General features: G+C 70.4%; 16 protein-coding genes, 1 tRNA gene and 1 pseudogene. 8 read left to right on the forward strand and 10 right to left on the reverse strand.

Annotated elements, in window-relative coordinates; translation table 11 throughout:
- Positions 1–9 precede the first annotated feature (9 nt).
- Positions 10–690, reverse strand: a complete 681-nt coding sequence (locus RWH43_RS03730) for a phosphatase PAP2 family protein (RefSeq protein WP_316000698.1) — start codon at positions 688–690, stop codon at positions 10–12.
- 115 nt (positions 691–805) lie between these two features.
- Here RWH43_RS03730 and RWH43_RS03735 point away from each other — a divergent pair.
- From RWH43_RS03735 to RWH43_RS03745, 3 genes and pseudogenes are all read left to right on the forward strand, one after another.
- Positions 806–2,479 (forward strand): annotated as a pseudogene (locus RWH43_RS03735) (amidase); the annotation flags it as partial.
- A gap of 362 nt (positions 2,480–2,841) precedes the next feature.
- Positions 2,842–5,661 (forward strand): aminotransferase class III-fold pyridoxal phosphate-dependent enzyme, encoded by a 2,820-nt coding sequence (locus RWH43_RS03740; RefSeq protein WP_316000699.1) that lies wholly within the window; start codon positions 2,842–2,844, stop codon positions 5,659–5,661.
- Between the two features lie 27 nt (positions 5,662–5,688).
- Positions 5,689–6,714, forward strand: coding sequence for an agmatine deiminase family protein (locus RWH43_RS03745; protein ID WP_316000700.1), 1,026 nt, complete (start codon positions 5,689–5,691; stop codon positions 6,712–6,714).
- 40 nt (positions 6,715–6,754) lie between these two features.
- Here the strand turns inward: RWH43_RS03745 and RWH43_RS03750 are convergent, their stop codons facing one another.
- Positions 6,755–7,243, reverse strand: a complete 489-nt coding sequence (locus RWH43_RS03750) for an SRPBCC family protein (RefSeq protein WP_316000701.1) — start codon at positions 7,241–7,243, stop codon at positions 6,755–6,757.
- Between the two features lie 65 nt (positions 7,244–7,308).
- A complete protein-coding gene (locus RWH43_RS03755) occupies positions 7,309–7,482 on the reverse strand; it encodes a hypothetical protein (RefSeq protein ID WP_187358366.1) in 174 nt (57 codons plus the stop codon).
- Positions 7,483–7,860: 378 nt separating this feature from the next.
- Between RWH43_RS03755 and RWH43_RS03760 the strand changes: the two genes are divergently transcribed.
- Genes RWH43_RS03760 through RWH43_RS03770 form a run of 3 tightly spaced genes read left to right on the forward strand, consistent with a single transcriptional unit; the run spans position 7,861 to position 10,539 of the window.
- Complete coding sequence (locus tag RWH43_RS03760) at positions 7,861–8,766, forward strand: ABC transporter substrate-binding protein (RefSeq protein WP_316000702.1); 906 nt, start codon at positions 7,861–7,863, stop codon at positions 8,764–8,766.
- A 43-nt stretch (positions 8,767–8,809) separates the two neighbouring features.
- Positions 8,810–9,748 (forward strand): amino acid ABC transporter permease, encoded by a 939-nt coding sequence (locus RWH43_RS03765; protein WP_437127384.1) that lies wholly within the window; start codon positions 8,810–8,812, stop codon positions 9,746–9,748.
- Positions 9,745–10,539: an amino acid ABC transporter ATP-binding protein gene (locus RWH43_RS03770; RefSeq protein ID WP_437127378.1), complete on the forward strand. Its 795-nt coding sequence runs from the start codon at positions 9,745–9,747 to the stop codon at positions 10,537–10,539. The genes RWH43_RS03765 and RWH43_RS03770 overlap by 4 nt, the downstream gene beginning before the upstream one ends.
- Before the next feature lie 51 nt (positions 10,540–10,590).
- Here the strand turns inward: RWH43_RS03770 and RWH43_RS03775 are convergent.
- Positions 10,591–10,680: transfer RNA gene (locus RWH43_RS03775), tRNA-Ser, on the reverse strand.
- 125 nt (positions 10,681–10,805) lie between these two features.
- On the opposite strand from RWH43_RS03775, the gene RWH43_RS03780 reads away from it, so the two are divergent.
- Complete coding sequence (locus RWH43_RS03780) at positions 10,806–11,759, forward strand: L-lactate dehydrogenase (protein ID WP_154096789.1); 954 nt, start codon at positions 10,806–10,808, stop codon at positions 11,757–11,759.
- A gap of 116 nt (positions 11,760–11,875) precedes the next feature.
- Positions 11,876–13,243: a DNA repair protein RadA gene (gene radA / locus RWH43_RS03785; RefSeq protein WP_144829999.1), complete on the forward strand. Its 1,368-nt coding sequence runs from the start codon at positions 11,876–11,878 to the stop codon at positions 13,241–13,243.
- 341 nt (positions 13,244–13,584) lie between these two features.
- Here radA and RWH43_RS03790 read toward each other — a convergent pair whose 3' ends face one another.
- From RWH43_RS03790 to RWH43_RS03815, 6 genes are all read right to left on the reverse strand, one after another.
- Positions 13,585–13,995, reverse strand: a complete 411-nt coding sequence (locus RWH43_RS03790) for a dehydrogenase (RefSeq protein ID WP_316000703.1) — start codon at positions 13,993–13,995, stop codon at positions 13,585–13,587.
- A 290-nt stretch (positions 13,996–14,285) separates the two neighbouring features.
- Positions 14,286–15,002: a FadR/GntR family transcriptional regulator gene (locus tag RWH43_RS03795; protein WP_144830005.1), complete on the reverse strand. Its 717-nt coding sequence runs from the start codon at positions 15,000–15,002 to the stop codon at positions 14,286–14,288.
- A 23-nt stretch (positions 15,003–15,025) separates the two neighbouring features.
- Positions 15,026–15,805, reverse strand: coding sequence for a 3-oxoacyl-ACP reductase (locus tag RWH43_RS03800; protein WP_251505998.1), 780 nt, complete (start codon positions 15,803–15,805; stop codon positions 15,026–15,028).
- Between the two features lie 45 nt (positions 15,806–15,850).
- A complete protein-coding gene (locus RWH43_RS03805) occupies positions 15,851–17,206 on the reverse strand; it encodes an aldehyde dehydrogenase family protein (protein WP_316000704.1) in 1,356 nt (451 codons plus the stop codon).
- Positions 17,203–17,979: a gamma-glutamyl-gamma-aminobutyrate hydrolase family protein gene (locus RWH43_RS03810; RefSeq protein WP_316000705.1), complete on the reverse strand. Its 777-nt coding sequence runs from the start codon at positions 17,977–17,979 to the stop codon at positions 17,203–17,205. The genes RWH43_RS03805 and RWH43_RS03810 overlap by 4 nt, the downstream gene beginning before the upstream one ends.
- Positions 17,960–19,315, reverse strand: a complete 1,356-nt coding sequence (locus RWH43_RS03815; protein ID WP_316000706.1) for a glutamine synthetase family protein — start codon at positions 19,313–19,315, stop codon at positions 17,960–17,962. The genes RWH43_RS03810 and RWH43_RS03815 overlap by 20 nt, the downstream gene beginning before the upstream one ends.
- Positions 19,316–19,445 lie beyond the last annotated feature (130 nt).

The following is a 19,445-nucleotide window of genomic DNA, read 5'->3' on the forward strand; positions in this document are numbered from 1 at the left end:
CGATAGCGCTCAGGAAGCCGCGGCGGCCACCCGTTGCGCGCGACGCACTCTCCATACTTCGACGAGCGCCCACACCAACGTCGACACGGCGACGCCCTCGAGCAGGCCCGCCGTCACGTCGGAGAGCCAGTGCGCGTGCAGGTAGGTGCGACTCCACATCATCAGCAGGACCCACACCGCCCCGGCGACCCAGATCCACCCGCGGCGCAGGATGAGCGCGAGGGTGATCGCGATGGTCGTCGCCACGGCGGTGTGCCCCGAGGGGAACGAGGTCGCCTGGGTCTCGGCGAGCGAGTCGGCCGGTCGGGCGCGGGCGATCACGGACGCGAGCGGCGCACCGATCAGCACGACGAGGGCGATCGCCCCCGCGACGTTGAGGGCGTCCCAGGGGCGCTTGATCAACAGGAAGACGATGGTGGTCGAGATGCCGATGACGATCATGCCGATCGTGCCGCCGACGGTGGCCGGGATCCACGCGACGATCACCAGGACGGGGTTGGCCAGGGCGGCCATCGCGTCGTCCCACCACTGATCGAACGCCAGCGGGGCCCCGCCGTCCAAATCGACGGCCAGGCGCAGGGCCACGAACAGCACCGTCGCGATCACTCCCACGATCAGGGCGATGGGGCGACGCGCGTCGGACGTCGGTCGATCGGGCAGGATCGCGGGCTCGTCGGTGGTGGCATCCATCCGCGCATCGTCTCAGGAAGGGGGTGATTCGGGCTAGCCATTGCCGAGAGCAGGCGAAACACTTCTCGTGCAGATTCTTCTCGAAACCGTAAAACAAACAGTGTAGGTTTTCGACATGACCTCCGAGGCCCTCACCGTCGTCGACGCCGACATCGACAGCCTGCGCCACGCCCTCGACGCCGGTCGCATCACGAGCGTCGAGCTCGTCGCGCGCTACCTCAACCGCATCGCGGCGTACGACCGCTCCGGCATCCGCCTCAACAGCGTGCCGGTGCTCGACCCCCGCGCGTTCGCCGCGGCACGCGCGTCCGACCTGCGCCGCGCACAGGGGCAGACGCTCGGCCCCCTCGACGGCATTCCCTTCACGGCGAAGGACAGCTACCGCGTCGAAGGCCTGCCCGTGGCATCCGGATCCCCCGCCTTCCGCGACCTCGTCGCGGGCGACGACGCCTTCGCCGTCGAGCGGCTACGCGAAGCCGGCGCCGTGTTCCTGGGGCTCACCAACATGCCTCCCATGGCCGCCGGCGGCATGCAGCGCGGGGTGTACGGCCGCGCCGAATCGCCCTACAACGGGGACTACTTGGCATCCGCCTTCGGCTCCGGCTCGTCCAACGGATCGGGCACCGCCACCGCGGCGAGCTTCTGCGCCTTCGGACTCGGCGAAGAGACCTGGTCGTCGGGTCGCGCGCCCGCCTCGCACAACGCCCTGGTGGCGTACACGCCCTCGCGCGGGATGATCTCGGTACGCGGCAACTGGCCCCTCGTCCCGACGATGGACGTCGTCGTGCCGCACACGCGATCGGTCGCCGACCTGCAGCTCGTGCTCGACGCGGTCGTCGTCGACGACGCCGAGACCGAGGGCGACCTCTGGCGCACGCAGCCGTTCATCGACCTCCCGCGCCCGTCGGAGGTGCGCCCCGAGTCGTTCGCGGCGCTCGAGCCGTTGCCGCTCGCGGGCCTGCGCCTCGCCGTGCCGCGCATCTACGTCAACGGCGATCCCGACAACGCCTCGCCCATCGTCACGCGCGACAGCGTGATGGCCCTCTGGAACGACCTGCGCGCCGACCTCGAAGCCGCGGGTGCCGAGGTCGTCGAGACCGCCTTCCCCGTCGTCGAGCGCTACGAGAAGCTGCACGCGGGCGACGAGGACTTCCTCGACCGCGGGTTCGTCACGCGCACCTTCCTCGATGACGAGGTGGGCGATCTCGCGGTGTGGGCGATGGACACGTTCCTGCGCACGAACGCCGACCCGCGGCTCCCTCGCCTCGCCGACGTCGAAGCGGCCCTGATCTTCCCCCACCCACCGGGAGCGCTTCCCGACCGCTACGGCATCTGGCACTACGACATCTCGTACGACATCGGCGAGTACGTCGACCGTGCGCAGCAGTGGAACCCCGACTGGCGCGACGTGCCGAGCCTCGAAGAAGGGCTGCGCGGCCTCGAGCACACCCGCCGCGTCGACTTCGAGGAGTGGATGCAGGCCGAGGGCATCGACGCGGTCGTCTTCCCCACGCAGTCCGACGTGGGCCCCGCCGACGCCGACGTGAACCCCGCCTCGGCCGACATCGCGTGGCGCAACGGCGTGTGGGTCTCGAACGGCAACCTCGTCCCCCGCCACCTCGGCATCCCCACCGTCACCGTGCCGATGGGGACGATGGCCGACACCCGGATGCCGGTGGGCCTGACCCTCGCCGGTCCCGCCTACAGCGACACCCGCCTCGTGCAGCTGGCCCAGGCGATCGGAGCCCTCGGCGAGCGCCGCACGACGCCGCCGCGCACCCCCGCCCTGCCCGACGAGGCGCTGTTCGCCGACCCGCGCCCGGCGGCGGAGGGCGACCTGTCGGTCACGGTCGACGACGTCGTACGCGACGGCGAGAGCGTGAGCGTCACGGCCACCGTCGCCGGGGGGACGGCCGTCGACGTCGCGCTCTTCGTCGACGGCGTGCGCGTGCCCGTCCGGGTGGACGGCGACCGTGTGAGCGGTGTGGCCCAGGTCTCACCCGACTTGTACGGTGAGGCCGTGAGCGCGTGGGTCGCTCCCTCCGGCCCGCTCGTCGTGGTCGCCGTCCGTGACGCCGGTGGAGCCGTCGCCGGCGCCGTCGCCACGGCATCCGACTCTTCCCTCTGACACCCGAATCGCCCGAGGACACCATGACCGACATCGCGCCGACCCCGGTCTTCGACTACTTCAGCCAGGTGGATCTGCCCACTCCGACGCTCTCCGACGACGAGGTGCAGCGCCTGTTCGCCGACACGTTCGGCGGCGAGATCGACGTGCAGGCTCTCGGCAGTCAGCAGGATCAGAACTTCCGCGTCTTCGCCCGGGGTTCGGCCGAGCCGCTCGGCGTGCTCAAGCTCAGCAACCCGGTCTTCAGCGAGGCCGAGATCGAGATGCAGGATGCCGCGGCGGCACGCGTCGCCGAGCGCAGCCCGCAGGTGCGCATCCCGCGCATCGTCGTGGGGCCGCGGGGCGCGATGTCGACGTGGTGGGAGTCCAGCCAGGGCCGCATCCACGCCCGGGTGATCGAGAACATCGCCGGCCGCACGCTGATGGGCTCGGGATACCTCTCCCCCGCGACGGTGGAGAACATGGGCGCGCTGTCGGCGGCGGTGAGCCTGTCGCTCGCCGACTTCACCCACCCCGCGAGCGTTCGCGTGCTGCAGTGGGACCTCCGCCACGCCGAGCGCGTCATCGACACCCTGCTCCCCCTCGAACCGGATGCCGGGGTGCGGGCGATCGTGCAGCGCGCGGCCGACGCCGCCCGAGCGGCTCTCGCCCCGGTCCGCGATCGGCTCCCCGTCCAGGCCGGGCACTTCGACGTCACCGACGACAACGTGCTGTGCGCCCCCGGCGCCGCGGTCCCCGACGCGGTCATCGACTTCGGCGACGTGTGCGCGTCGTGGCGCGTCGGTGAGATCGCGGTGACCGTCTCGTCGGTGCTGCACCACGACGATGCGACCCCCGAGACCGCCTTCCCCGCCATCCGCGCGTTCGACCAGGTACGCGACCTGACCGACGACGAGCTCACCGCGCTCTGGCCCCTGGTCATCCTCCGCGGCGCGGTGCTCGTGCTCAGCGGCCGCGCGCAGGTGCGCCTCGACGACGAGAACGAGTACGCCAGCGTCGCGCTCGACCGCGAGTTCCGCATCCTCGAGCAGGCGGCATCCGTCCCGATCCCCGTGATCACGGCCGCGACCCGGGCGGCCCTGGGGCGCTCCCGCTCCGAAGAGCCCGCGTGGACCGGCGCTCCGGTGCTCTCGCTCGGCCGTCACGTCGAGCTCGACGCCGCGACGGAGTCACCGCTGAACGACGAGGGCGCCTGGCTCGACGCCTCCACGCTCGACGACGCGGCAATGGCCGCCATCGACGCGGGCGCCGACGTCGTGACGGTGCCCGCATGGCGCGCGCGCCTGACCGGAACGACCGACCCGCTGCCCTCGACCCCCGAGACCGTGCCGACCGATGTGCTCGTCTGGCTCGCGGCGCCCGCCGACGCCGACGACGCCCTGGTGTGGACGGTGGGCGCCGAGAGCGTGACGACCCTGCCCGCCCGCACGCGCCTCTCGGCTCGGCGACCGCTCGACGCACACGTTCCCCCGCGGCGCACCACCCGCGCGCTGGCCGACGCGTGGCGCGAGGTGGCCGGCGACCCCGGCGCCGTGATCGGTGTTCCCGCCGCCGCCCCGACCCCCGACGACCTCCTCGATCGGCGCCACGAGGTGCTCGCGGAGGTGCAGGAGCACTACTACGCCGCTCCCCCACGCATCGAGCGCGGCTGGCGCGAGCACCTCGTCGACGTCGACGGCCGGGTCTACCTCGACATGGTGAACAACGTCGCCTCGGTCGGTCACGCGCACCCCCGAGTGGTCGAGGCCGGCTCCCGCCAGATGCACCTGCTCAACACGAACTCGCGCTTCCACTACCGCGCGATCACCGACTTCGCGGATCGCATCGCGGCGACCCTCCCCGATGGCTTCGACACGGTGTTCTTCGTCAACTCCGGCTCCGAGGCCACCGACCTCGCGATCCGCCTGGCGATGGCTGCGACCGGCCGGCCCGACATCGTCGCGATGCGCGAGGCGTACCACGGGTGGACCTACGCCAGCGATGCGGTGTCGACCTCGATCGCCGACAACCCGAACGCGTTGTCCACCCGCCCCGCGTGGGTGCACACCGTCGACGCCGCCAACTCCTACCGGGGCAAGTACCGGGGGGCGGATGCCGTGAAGTACGCCCCCGAAGCCGTCGCGGTCATCGACGAGCTCGCGGCATCCGGTCGCCCTCCGGCGGGGATGATCGCCGAGACCTATTTCGGTAACGCGGGCGGAGTCGCTCTTCCCGACGGCTATCTGACCGAGGTGTACGCCGCGATCCGGCGCCACGGCGGGCTCGCGATCGCCGACGAGGTGCAGGTCGGCTATGGCCGGCTGGGCGAGTGGTTCTGGGGCTTCGAGCAGCAGGGGGCGGTGCCCGACATCGTCGCGGTGGCGAAGTCCATCGGCGGCGGCCACCCGCTCGGCGCCGTCATCACGCGGCGCGAGGTCGCCGACCGCTACCGCACGCAGGGGTACTTCTTCTCGTCCACCGGAGGCTCGCCCGTGTCGTCGGCGATCGGCATGGCCGTGCTCGACGTGATCGAGCAGGAGGGGCTGCAAGAGAACGCGCGGGTCGTCGGCGGTCACCTCAAGCGACGCCTCGAGAAGCTCGGCGAGAAGCACGACCTCATCGGCACCGTGCACGGCTCGGGGCTGTACCTGGGCGTCGAGTTCGTGCGCGACCGCGAGACCCTCGAACCCGCCACCGCCGAGACCGCCGCGATCTGCGACCGCCTGCTCGAGCGGGGTGTCATCATGCAGCCCACCGGCGACTTCCAGAACGTTCTGAAGATCAAACCGCCGCTGGTGGTCACGCAGGCGTCGGTCGACGTCTTCGTCGACGCCCTCGATCACGTCCTGACCACCGGATTCTGACCCGCCCCGACCCTCGAGGAGCACGCCATGTGGCGCATGCCCGCTGAAACCGCCCCCCACGAACGCACGTGGATGGCCTTCCCGCGCGAGGGCTTCACCCTCGGAGACGCAGCCGAGGCCCGCGAGGAGGGCTACCGCGCGTGGACCGACGTCGCCCACGCGGTCGCGCAATTCGAGCCGGTGACGATGGTCGTCGACCCCACCGAGACCGCGCGCGCCCGGCGCATGCTGTCGGCGGAGGTCGAGATCGTCGAGGCGCCGCTCGACGAGTTCTGGATGCGCGACGTGGGCCCGACCTTCGTCACCGACCCCGATCGTCCCGGGGCGCTCGGCGCGGTCGACTGGATCTTCAACGGCTGGGGCGCCCCCGACTGGGCCGAGTGGCAGAAGTCGGCCGGCATCGCACGCGTGGTCGCCGAGCACGTCGGCGCCGAACGCATCGGCTCGCTTCTCGTCGCCGAGGGCGGCGGCCTGCACGTCGACGGCACCGGCACCGTGCTCCTCACCGAGACCGTGCAGCTCGACCCGCGCCGAAACCCCTTCGCCGACCGCGCCCGCGTCGAGGCCGAGATGGCCCGCACGATCGGGGCGACGGATGCCGTGTGGCTCTCGCGCGGACTCACCCGCGACTACGACGAGTTCGGCACGAACGGCCACGTCGACATCGTCGCGACCTTCGCGTCACCGGATCACGTGCTCGTGCACGAGCAGACGGATGCCGCCCACCCCGACTTCGAGGTGTCGCAGCTCGTGCGCCGTGAGCTGTCCGACGCGTTCGCCGCGCGGGGCCGCGCGGTGACGATCACCGGTGTGCCCGCCCCCGCCACCCTCCGCGACGACGAGGGCTGGGTCGACTGGAGCTACATCAACCACCTCGTCACCAACGACGGCGTCGTGCTCTGCGGCTTCGGCGAGGAGTCCGCCGACGCCCGCGCCCGCGCGATCATCGGCGACGCATACCCCGGTCGGCGCGTCGTGACGGTCGACGCCCGCCCGCTGTTCGACCGCGGCGGCGGCATCCACTGCATCACCCAGCAGCAGCCGCGGGTGTGAAGCGCGAAGCGGGTGAAGACGACGCGAGCGCGGCGGCGCCTCAGGCGGGTGACGGGCGCGCAGCCGCCAGCACGAGCGGGTCGCTGCATCCTCGCGCGAAGCCTCGGATGCGTTGATCCATGTCGCGCTGGAGCAGTAACGTGCCGATCCGTTCGGCGAGCGGCGCCAGCCACCGGGGGCGGCACGCGAAGTTGTACCGCCAGACCGCGAGCGTGCTGCCGGGGTCGTCGGCGACGGGCGTGAACTTCCACCCGCCCGCGAGACGCTCGAAGAACCACGACCCCTTCGTCATCTTCATGCCGACGTTCGACGGCGGGTTGTAGGAGACGTATTCGCTCTCCATCCGGAAGCCGAAACGCTGCACGGTGTATGTCCGCACGCCCTTCCCCGGGGCGGTCGCGCCGTCGACGAAGTACTGGCGTCGGATGAACGGATCCCATCGCTTGCGGATCTCGCCGGTGGTCTGCGAGACGGCGAACGCCGTGCGCGCATCGACCGGGACGACACAGCGGGACTCGATGACGGGCATGGACTCATCGTGGCAGGCCGCAGGCGGGTGAGGATGGGGCTGGGCGCGGCTGCCTGGGGGGCGACTCAGCTTCTGCGGGCTCTGACGACGATGGCGGTGCCGTAGGCGGCGATGGCGAGCCCAGCGATGATCATCACGGGTCCGTAGACGCCGGCGGGAATCTGCAACCGTCCAACGAGGTCGTCGTCGTCCACGAACGCGGTGATAGCGCCGCCGCCGATGGCCACGACGACGCCCATCACGAGAAAGAACCATCCGACTCGTGGGGGATTTCTCTCCATCCGGGAATGGTGTCGGGTCAAGCACCCGCGGCGCAACCCGTTCGTCGCGGGTCGGGGAGCGCGCCTGTGGTGGTGTAACTCGAATCCCCGTAAGCGCTCATTCGGCGGGCGGTTCGCCCAAAAAGCTCCCGCGGGCATGGGCGTAAATCGCCGATTTGAAGCCGGATCCGCACAGAAGGGAGATACGAAATCCGGGGGAAACAACCCCCTCGATAGCGTCGGCGCGCGGTCTCGCTGGCGCACCGGATGAGGGCCACTCGTCACCTCGTCGCCGGCGCCGACGGCACTCCCGTAGGTCGCACACGGCCACCGTCCACGCGAAGAGGAACAGACACGATGCGCACTTCACGAATCGTCCCTGCAGCAGCACTTTCAGCGATCGCCGCCCTGGCGCTGGCGGGGTGCGTCGACAACTCGGCCGCCCAGAATGGCGGGTCGCCGTCGAGCTCCCCGTCCATCCAGGTGACGAAAGACGACGCCCTCGCCGCGGCCCTCCCCGAGGCCGTCCGCTCCTCCGGGAAGCTCGTCATCGGGATGGACGACACCTATCCGCCGAACGAGTTCAAGGACGCCGCGGGCAACCCCGTCGGCTGGGAGGTCGACCTGGCCAACGCGATCGCGTCCAAGCTCGGAGTGAAGGCCGACTTCGCGATCGCGAAGTTCGACAACATCATCCCCTCCGTGACGGGAGGAAAGGATGACTTCGGCATGTCGTCCTTCACCGACACGACCGAGCGCGAGCAGCAGGTCGACTTCGTCAACTACTACTCCGCGGGCATCCTGTGGGCGTCCGCAGCGGGTAAGACGGTCGATCCGAACAACGCCTGCGGCCTGAAGGTCGCTGCTCAGACGGCCACCTACGAAGACACCGACGAGGTCCCGGCCAAGTCCGCCGCGTGCACGCAGGCGGGTAAGCCGGCCATCGAGGTCCTCCGCTACGACACGCAGGACGACGCCACCAACGCGGTCATCCTCGGCAAAGCCGACGCTCTCAGCGCGGACTCCCCCGTGACCCTCTACGCGATCTCGAAGACCGACGGCAAACTGCAGGCGGCCGGCGAGACCTTCGACGTCGCTCCCTACGGCCTCGCCGTGGCCAAGGGCTCGACGCTCACGCCGACCCTGCAGAAGACGGTGCAGGCGCTCATCGACGACGGCACCTACCGAGCGATCCTGGACCAGTGGGGCGTCTCGGACGGCGCCGTCACCACCGCCGAGGTCAACGCGGCATCGAAGGGCTGACCCCGTGTCACGAGCTCGCTCGAGCCGGTCGGGGGCGGGGACCATCCCGCCCCCGACCGGCGCTCCCGTCACCGAGTCGCTTCCGATCGTCAGGCTCAGGCACCCGTGGCGAGCGGTCTTCGCCGTCGTGCTCGTGCTCGCACTCGCGGGGTTCGTCGTCGATGCCGCCCAGCGCAGCGCTTACGGCTGGGAGTACGTCGGCACCTACGTCTTCGACAAACGCATCAGCGCCGCAGCCTTGGTCACCCTGCAACTCACCGTCTACTCGATGGCCATCGGCGTGGTCCTGGGACTGGCGCTGGCGGTGATGCGACTGTCTCCGAACCCCGTCGTGAAGTCGGTGGCGTGGCTGTACCTGTGGGTCTTCCGCGGGACCCCGGTGTACGTGCAGTTGGTGTTCTGGGGCTTGTTCTCACTGATCTATCCCCAGATCGTCCTCGGCGTTCCGTGGACGGACCTGCACATCGCTCTCGACCTCGCGTTCATGCAGAATGCGTTCCTCATCGCCGTCCTCGGATTGGCCCTGAATGAAGCCGCGTACATGGCGGAGATCGTGCGCGCCGGATTGCTCTCGGTGGACGACGGCCAAGAGGAGGCCGCGACAGCCCTCGGGATGTCGTGGTGGCACTCGATGACCCGCATCGTGATCCCGCAGGCGATGCGCGTGATCATTCCGCCCACCGGCAACGAGGTCGTCTCCATGCTGAAGACCACGTCGCTCGTGGCCGCGATCCCCCTGACCACCGATCTCTACGGGGTCGCCCGCGACATCTCCGCCGTGACCTACACCCCGGTGCCGCTGCTCATCGTGGCGTCGCTGTGGTACCTCCTGTTCACGTCCGTCCTGATGATCGGGCAGCACTTCCTCGAGAAGCGCTTCTCCCGCGGAACCGGTCCGCGGCGACCGCAGAACCACCGACGCGCGCGGACCCTCGCCCTCTCCGCGGCCGCGAACGCACGTCACGACGGAGGCGACGAGTGAGCGATATCGGCGCCGTATCCGCGGCCGAGACCACACCCCTGGTCGTCGCCGAGCACGTTTCGAAGAGCTTCGGAGCACACAGGGTCCTGGAGGACATCTCGCTCTCCGTCGACCCGGGCGAGGTGCTGTGCATCATCGGCCCCTCCGGGTCGGGCAAGTCGACGTTGCTGCGCTGCATCAACCACCTGGAGCGTGTGGACGCGGGGAGGATCACGTTCGACGGTTCCGTCGTCGGCTATCGCCAGCAGAACGACCGGCTGTACGAGATGAAGCCGCGGGAGGTCGCCAGGCAGCGCCGCGAGATCGGAATGGTCTTCCAGCGCTTCAATCTCTTCCCGCACATGACCGCCCTCGAGAACATCATCGAAGCACCCGTCCGCGTCAAGCGCGTCCCGAAAGCCCGAGCGGTGAAGGCGGCGAAGGAGATGCTGGTCAGAGTCGGTCTGCACGACAAGGGCGACCATCATCCCTCGCAGCTGTCGGGCGGCCAGCAACAGCGGGTCGCCATCGCCCGAGCGTTGGCCATGGAGCCCCAGCTCATGCTCTTCGACGAGCCCACGTCAGCGCTCGATCCGGAGCTGGTGGGCGAGGTGCTCGACGTGATGAAGGGTCTCGCGCGCTCCGGCATGACGATGATCGTGGTCACGCACGAGATGGGCTTCGCGCGCGAGGTCGCGGACACGCTGGTCTTCATGGACGGCGGCGTCGTGGTGGAGTCCGGAGACCCCCGTGAGGTTCTCTCGAACCCGCAGCACGAGAGAACGCGCGCTTTCCTGTCGAAGGTGCTGTGACCGAGGAAACGACGAAGGCCCCGCATCCGTGAGGATTCGGGGCCTTCGTGGTGGCGGTGACGGTGGGATTTGAACCCACGGTAGGGGTGAACCTACACAACATTTCGAGTGTTGCACCTTCGGCCGCTCGGACACGTCACCGCCGACTAGCTTACGACACTCTCCGGGATGCCGCGAATCGGCGCGGGAGCGGGGCTCGACCCCCGTTCGTCCACCGTCGAACGATGCCACTGGAAGCGGTTCCCGACCGCTGCCAGGATCGAGCCATGAGTGTGATCGAGAACTCGAAGCTGACGGTCGTGGGAGCAGGCAGCGTGGGGGCCAGCGTCGCCTACGCCGCCCTCATCCGCGGGTCAGCGCGGCACGTCGCCCTGTACGACATCGCCGCCGAGAAGGTCGAGGCCGAGGTGCTCGACCTGGCCCACGGCACGCAGTTTACGGGGTCGAGCGACATCACCGGCGGGGCCGACGTCTCGGTCGCCGAGGGGTCGCACGTCGTCGTCATCACCGCCGGCGCGAAGCAGAACCCCGGTCAGACGCGCACCGAACTGGCCGCCACGAACGCCCGCATCATCGGCGACATGATGCCGAAGCTCCTCGAGGTCGCCCCGAACGCCGTGTACGTCATCGTCACGAACCCGTGCGACGTGCTGACCGTGCTCGCCCAGCAGTCGACCGGGCTCCCGGCATCCCGCATCTTCGCCTCCGGAACCGTGCTCGACACCTCGCGCCTGCGGTGGAAGATCGCCCAGCGCGCCGGGGTCGCGACCTCCAGCGTCCACGCCTGGATCGTCGGCGAGCACGGTGACACGGAGTTCCCTCTGTGGTCGACGGCGACGATCGGTTCGGTCCCCATCACCCAGTTCGAGCTGCCCGACGGCACCCGCTTCGACAAGGCCGAGCTCGACGCGATCGCCGTCGACGTGCGCGACGCCGCGTACAAGGTCATCAAGGGCAAGGGCGCGACCAACTACGCCATCGGCCTCTCCAGCGCCCGCATCGTCGAGGCCGTCCTGCGTGACGAGCACGCGATCCTGCCTGTCAGCACGGTGCTCGACGACTTCCACGGCATCAGCGGCACGGCGTTGTCGGTCCCCTCGATCGTCTCCGCGCGCGGCGCCGTGCCCCTGGCGGCGACGCCGTTCTCGGCCGACGAACTGACGCTCCTGCGCCGCTCCGCCGACGCGCTGACGACCGTCGCCGAGTCGCTGCGCGACTGATTCCGCGCGCCCCCTCCCGTCGACCCCGTCCGCCCCATGGGTGTGAAGAAGGGCAGATCCCGGATGCCATGACCTCGGCGACGAGCGATGTCGGAGGCCCCGCGTAGCCTGAGCACATGGCATCCCGACGTCCCGCTGCAGCCCCCGCGCCCTACCGGTGCACCGAGTGCGGATGGACGACGGTGAAGTGGGTCGGACGCTGCGGCGAGTGCCAGTCGTGGGGAACCGTCGTCGAGGCGGCGGAGCAGACGGGCATCGTCCGGTCGATCACGCCGGTCACCCCCGGGGCCGGTCGCGTTGCGCGCCGCATCACCGAGATCGACACGCAAGACGCCCCGCGCCGCACGAGCGGGGTCGGCGAGTTCGACCGCGTGCTGGGCGGCGGCATCGTGCCCGGCGCCGCCATCCTGCTCAGCGGCGAGCCGGGCGTGGGCAAGTCGACGCTGCTGCTCGAGGTGGCCGCCCAGAGCGCCCGCGCGGGTCGCCGCGTGCTCTACGCGAGCGGTGAAGAATCCGCGGCACAGGTGCGCCTGCGTGCCGAACGCACCGGCGCCCTGCACGACGAGCTCTTCCTCGCGGCCGAGACCGATCTCGCCACGATCCTGGGCCACATCGACCAGGTCGAGCCGGGCCTGCTCATCGTCGACTCGGTGCAGACGGTCTCGTCGGCGCACAGCGACGGTGCCGCCGGGCAGCCCGCGCAGGTGCGCGAGGTGGCATCCGCCCTCATCCGTGTCGCGAAAGAGCGCGGCCTGCCGATCATCCTGGTCGGCCACGTCACCAAAGACGGCTCGATCGCCGGCCCCCGCATCCTCGAGCACCTCGTCGACGTCGTCTGCCACTTCGAGGGCGACCGCCAGACCTCACTGCGCTTCGTCCGCGCCCTGAAGAACCGCTTCGGGCCGACCGACGAGGTCGGCTGCTTCGACATGACCGGCACCGGCATCGCCGAGGTCGCCGACCCCAGCGCCCTGTTCCTCGGTCACGGCGAGCCCGAACCCGGCACGTGCGTCACCATCGCGATGGAGGGTCGGCGGGCCCTGCCCGTCGAGATCCAGGCCCTGGCGGTGCGCCAGACCGCGCCGAACCCTCGCCGCATCGTCAACGGCGTCGACTCTTCGCGCGTGGCGATGGTGCTCGCGGTGCTCGAGAGCCGCATGGGGCTGACGCTCTCCGACCGCGACGTCTACGTCTCGACCGTCGGCGGAGTGCGCCTGGTCGAACCCGCCGCCGACCTCGCCATCGCGATCGCCGTCGCCAACGCCGTGAAGAACCGCAAGGTGTCGAAGCGTCTCGCCGCGATCGGCGAACTCACCCTCACGGGCGAGATCCGCAACGTCACCCAGGCCGCCCAGCGGGCGTCCGAAGCGAAGCGCCTCGGGTACCACACGGTGCTCGACTCCTCGTCGCGCAAGCTGGCGCAGGCCCTCAACGAGCTGCAGGTGCGCGGAATGCCCCGCGACGACAGCGAACCGGGGTTCTGACGCGGGTCCGGCTTCGAAGGCCGACCGGCCGAGGACACCGCGGTCGCGCATCGACTCGAACGGAAGACGCCGACGCGCTGGCCGACCAGAGAGTCGGGCCCGGTTCAGCGACCGGGAGGAGCCGACCGGCGACGGCGGTGCGGGGAGGTCATCCCCAGCACGGCGGGGATGACAAGTCCGGCGGCGCACACGGCACCGGCGATCAGGTACTCCATAGCCCGAGTCTTGCACGCGCGGGTCACCCGCGCGAGTTGCGTCCTTCACCCGCGAACCTTCACCTCGCCGTCCTGCGTCATGCACCCCGTCGAGATTCGCAGACGGTCGACAGACCGTCCCGCGGCTCAGGCGTCGAGCGCGGCGATCAAGTCGGCGGGCGATGCCTGGATCGGGTGCGGCCCGGCGATGTCGATGAACACCGTCGTGATGGCTTCCTGATGCGTTCCGAGGAAGGTGCGCAGCCACTGCGGTGACTGCAGAGCCACGTGCGGCGGCAGCGTCTCGGGCTTGTGCGCGGCGTCGCTGAACAGCAGCAGCGCCAGCTGGCCGGTGTTCGGGTCGCGGTAGGTCCACACCTCGCCGACGCTGAGCGGGTTGTCGGCGTCGCCCGGGGTCATCAGCGGCACGACAGTCGGTCCGTGGCGGAGCGCGAAAGCGATCGCGGCCATGTCCTGCGTCTGCAGGGCGTCGCTGAGCGCGGTGTTCTTGAAGTCCACGTCGAGCTTCTTCCCCTTGCGCTTCTTGCCTGCGGCCATCCTCCGAGCCTAATCGGGCTCGGCGCCGCGACCACATCGAGGGTTCGGGGCGCATTCCGTCGTTTGGGGCGGACAATTCTCGCCCCAACGTGCAGAACCCGCCCCAAACCGCACCTCGCGGACGCCCGCAGCCGCGGCCCCGCGCCGCTGGACCCCACGGTCGGCGCCGCGACCACATCGCCGCTTCGGGGCGCATCCCGTCGTTCGGGGCGGACAATTCTCGCCCCAACGTGCAGAACCCGCCCCAAACCGCACCTGGCCCACCGCAGGGGCCCGCCCCGCGCGACCGTCTACGCCAAGAACCCCCGCAGCAGCGCCTCCGACCCGGCGAGGTGGTCGCGCATGGCCGCGTGGGCGGCATCCGGTCGTCCCGCGAGGATCGCCGACACGATCGCCGCATGCTGCGAGGTCGAATGGTCGATGTTGCGCGGCAGCAGCGGAAAGGTGTCGAGCCAGGCGTTCACGCGCGCGCGATTGTCGGCGACGAGGGGAACGAGCGACGGGATGCCGGCGAGCTCGGCGATCGTCAGGTGCAGCAGCGTGTCGAGTCGGCGGTAGTCCGCTCCCCCGGCGACGGCGGCGGCTTCATGCCGCGCCCACAGCACGTCGCGTTCGTCGGCGGAGAGGGAGCGACCCGCCGCCGCCCACGCGGCGCCCGGCTCGAGCACTCCGCGCAGGGCGATCACGTCCGACAGCTCGGCGGGTGACACGACCGCCGGCTCCGACGGCCTCGGCACGGGGTCGACGACGAAGGTCCCGCCGTAGCGCCCGCGTCGCGTCTCGAGCCAACCGGCATCCGACAGTTCCCGCAGAGCCTCGCGCACGGTGTCGCGACTGACGCCGTAGAGGGCGGCGAGCTCGCGCTCGGCGGGCAGCGACTCCCCCGGCGCGACGAGTCCGAGTCGCACGGTCTGCACGATGCGCGCCGTGGTGTCTTCGAGCGCGTTGCCGGTGCGAACGGGCCGGTAGACGGCCCGTCGCAGGTCGTCCAGGGGCGCCTCGCTCACCCTCTCAGCCTGTCACGTCGGGTTCAGAGCGGGGTCACGTAGGCGTTGGTGATACCGCCGTCGACCACGAACGCCGTGGCGGTGATGAAGGACGCGTCGTCGGATGCCAAGAAGGCCACGGCCGCGGCCATCTCTTCCGGCTCCGCGAACCGGCCCATCGGTACGTGCACCAGGCGGCGCTGCGCGCGCTCGGGGTCTTTCGCGAAGAGCTCCTGCAGGAGCGGGGTGTTGACGGGTCCGGGGCACAGCGCGTTGACCCGGATGCCCTGTCGCGCGAACTGCACACCGAGCTCGCGCGTCATCGCGAGCACGCCGCCCTTCGACGCGGTGTACGAGATCTGCGAGGTGGCCGAGCCCAGCAGCGCGACGAACGAGGCGGTGTTGATGATCGACCCGCGACCGGCCGGCACCATGTGGCGCAGCGCCGCGCGCGAGCAGAGGTACACGCTCTTGAGGTTGACGTCCTGCACCTTGTCCCACGCGGGCAGCTCGGTCGTCTCGATCGAGTCGTCGTCGGCGGGCGAGATGCCGGCGTTGTTGAAGGCGATGTCGACGCTGCCGAGGTCGGCGGCCACGCCGTCGAAGAGAGCGTTCACGGAGTCCTCGTCGGCGACGTTCACCTGACGGAAGACGCCGTCGACCGAGGCGGCCGCCGCGGTGCCGGTGGTCTCGTCGAGGTCGGCGATCACGACGCGGGCGCCTTCGGCGGCGAAGCGACGGGCGGTGGCGAGGCCGATGCCGCTCGCGCCTCCCGTGACGATGGCGACGCGATCGCGCAGACGCTGGGTGAGGTCGATGGTCATGAGCTGTGGTTCCTTACGCGTGGGACGGGGTTGGGAGAGGGGCGGTCACTCGGTGGCGTAGAAGACGTTCTTCGTCTCGGTGAAGTGCTCGGCGGCATCCGGACCCAGTTCGCGACCGAGGCCCGAGGCCTTCATTCCGCCGAACGGGGTGGAGTAGCGCACCGACGAGTGGGAGTTCACCGACAGCACCCCGCTGCGCACCCCACGGGACACCCGGATGCCGCGCCCCAGGTTCTCCGTCCAGATCGAGCCCGCGAGGCCGTAGGCGGTGTCGTTGGCGAGGCGAATGGCATCCGCCTCGTCGTCGAACGGCAGCACGGCCAGCACGGGGCCGAACACCTCGTCGCGGGCGATGCGGTCGCCCGGCTGGGCGAGCACCACGGCGGGGGCGAACCAGAATCCGTCGCCCTCGGGGGCCGACCCGCGGAACGCGACCTCGGCGCCGTCGAGGAAGCCCTGGACGCTCGAGCGGTGGGATGCCGAGATCAGGGGCCCCATCTGTGTCGCCTCGTCGTGGGGATCGCCGACCTTCCAGGCCGCGACCGCCGGCTCGAGCATCTCGAGGAATCGGTCGAAGACGCTGCGCTCGACCAAGAGGCGACTGCGCGCGCAGCAGTCCTGGCCGGCGTTGTCGAACACCGAGCCGGGCACGCCAGCCGCGGCCTTCTCGAGGTCGGCGTCGGCGAAGACGATGTTCGCGCTCTTGCCGCCGAGCTCGAGGGTCAGGGGCTTGAGCAGCTGGGCGCACCCGGCCGCCACGTCGGTGCCGACCTCGGTCGATCCGGTGAAGACGACCTTGTGCACGTCGGGGTGGGTGACGAAGCGCTGGCCGACGACCGAGCCCGATCCGACGACGACGCGGAACAGCCCCTCGGGGAGCCCTGCCTCGATCGCCAGCTCGCCGAGACGAACGGCGGTGAGCGGGGTGAGCTCGGCCGGCTTCAGCACGACGGCGTTGCCCGCGGCGAGCGCGGGAGCGAAGCCCCACGCGGCGATCGTCATGGGGAAGTTCCACGGCACGATGATGCCGACGACGCCGTAGGGCTCGTGATAGGTCACATCGAGTCCGCCGGCGACCGGGATCTGCGACCCGATCAGGCGCTCGGGAGAACCGGCGTAGTAGTTGAGCACCTGGGCGACGTGCTGGGCCTCCCATCGGGCCGAGCCGATCGGGTGTCCGGAGTTGCGCACCTCGAGAGCGGCGAGCTCGTCGACGTGCTGTTCGACGACGCGCGCGAACGAGCGGAGCGCATCGGCGCGGGCGACGGGGGCGAGGGCCGCCCACGAGCGCTGCGCGTGGACGGCGTCGGCGACGGCGGCGTCCACCTCGGCGACGTCGGCGCGCTCGAGCGTGGTGATCGGCTTTCCGGTCGACGGATCGGTGACGGTGAAGGAACTCATGCGGTGGCTTTCTGGTGTTCAGGGGAACGGGCGGCCCGGTGCCGGGCTGCGGCGGCGACGAGTCCGAGGAAGAGTCGCCGGTCCTCGGCGTTCTCTTCCGGATGCCACTGCACGGCTACCAGATAGTCGTCGCCGTCGACTTCGACGGCCTGCACGAGCCCGTCGTCGGTGCGCGCGGTGACGTGCAGGCCGTCGGCGACGCGGTCGACGCCCTGGTGGTGGTAGCTGTGGACGGTGAGGGGTCCGGCGCCGACGAGGCCGGCGAGCCGGGTGTCGGCATCGACCTCCACGACGTTCTCGGCGAAGACGCCGCCGCCGATGCGGTACCGCTCGGTGCCGAGCGCCTCGGGCAGGTGCTGGTGCAGCGTGCCGCCCATGGCCACGTTGATGAGCTGGAGTCCGCGGCAGATGCCGAAGACCGGGATGCCGCGCTCCCGCGCCCCCGCGAGCAGCGCGATCTCCCACGCGTCGCGGTCGGCGCGGGCGGGGTCGGTCGTGGGGTGGCGCTCGGCGCCGTAGAGCTCGGGCTGCACGTCGAGGCCGCCGGTGAGGATCAGCCCGTCGAGCCCGTCGAGCACCGCCGCGGCGGCCTGCTCGGGCCGCGGCTGCGGCGGCAGCAGCACCGCGGTGGCGCCCGAGGCGGTCACGGCGTCGAAGTACTGCTGGGGCAGGAACGAGGCGCGCACGTCCCAGACTCCCTGTTTCGCGCGCTCGAGGTAGGTGGTGAGCCCCACGACGGGGGTCCTGCTCGGATCAGAGGCGCTCGAAACCACGCACCCGCTCCCAATCGGTCACGGCGGCGTCGTAGGCCTCGACCTCGATACGCGCCTGGTTCAGGTAGTGCTCGACGACCTCGTCGCCGAAGGCGGCGCGGGCGATCGTCGATTCGGAGAAGAGCTTTGCGGCGTCGCGCAGGGTCGTGGGCAGCGTGTCCACGCCCGCCGCGTACGCGTTGCCGGTGAGCGGTTCGGGCAGCTCGAGCTCGTTCTCGATGCCGTACAGGCCCCCCGCGATGATCGCCGAGATCGCAAGGTACGGATTCACGTCTCCCCCGGGCACGCGGTTCTCCACGCGCAGCGATGAGCCGCGACCGACGACGCGCAGTGCGCACGTGCGGTTGTCGACACCCCAGGCGACGCCGGTCGGCGCGAAGGACCCCTTGGCGTAGCGCTTGTAGGAGTTGATGGTGGGGGCGTACAGCAGCGTGAACTCGCGGAGGGTCGCGAGGATGCCGGCGATCCAGTGCTGCATCAGGGGGCTGAACCCGTGCTCCTCGTCGCCCGCCATGACGGCCGCGCCGTCGTCGCCACGCACCGAGAGGTGGATGTGGCAGCTGTTGCCCTCGCGCTCGTTGAACTTGGCCATGAATGTGAGCGACTTGCCGTGGCGGTCGGCGATCTCCTTCGCGCCGTTCTTGTAGATCGTGTGGTTGTCGGCGGTCTCGAGTGCCTCGGCGTAGCGGAACGCGATCTCCTGCTGGCCGAAGTTGCACTCCCCCTTCACGCCCTCGCAGTACATGCCGGCGCCGTCCATGCCGACGCGGATGTCGCGCAGCAGCGGCTCGAGCCGGGTGGTGGCGAGCAGGTTGTAGTCGACGTTGTAGTCGGTCGAGGGCGTCAGGTGCGTGTACCCCTTGGCCCAGGCGTCGCGGAACGAGTCGTCGAAGACGATGAACTCGAGCTCCGTGCCGGCGTAGGCGGTCAGGCCGCGTTCGGCCAGCCGCTCGCGCTGGGCGTTCAGGATGCCGCGGGGCGACTGCACCACGCGCGCGCGGTCTTCCGAGGCGAGGTCGGCCATCACCAGCGCGGTTCCGGGCTGCCAGGGCACGCGTCGCAGGGTGTCGAGGTCGGGCACGAGGAGCATGTCGCCGTAGCCCTTGTCCCAGCTCGACATCGCATAGCCGTCGACGGTGTTGAGGTCGACGTCGACCGAGAGCAGGTAGTTGCACGCTTCGGCACCGTGGCCCTGCACCTCGTCGCGCCAGAACCGCGCGGCGACGCGCTTGCCGACGAGGCGGCCCTGCGCGTCGGGGAAGGCGACGACGACCGTGTCGATCTCTCCCGCATCGATCGCGGCATCCAGCTCCGCGGTGGTGAGATTGCCCGCCATGGTGTCCCTCTCGCCTCATCGACGCCCTCCCGAGCGGAGGACGTAACGAGGAACTTACACGCCAAAGGTAGACAGGTCGACCAATAGAAGGCCATGATCTTCCGCAAAGGCGAGCCCGAAGCCTGCCCGA

The sequence above is a fragment of the Microbacterium algihabitans genome (assembly GCF_032464975.1).
Classification (GTDB): Bacteria; Actinomycetota; Actinomycetes; order Actinomycetales; family Microbacteriaceae; genus Microbacterium; species Microbacterium algihabitans.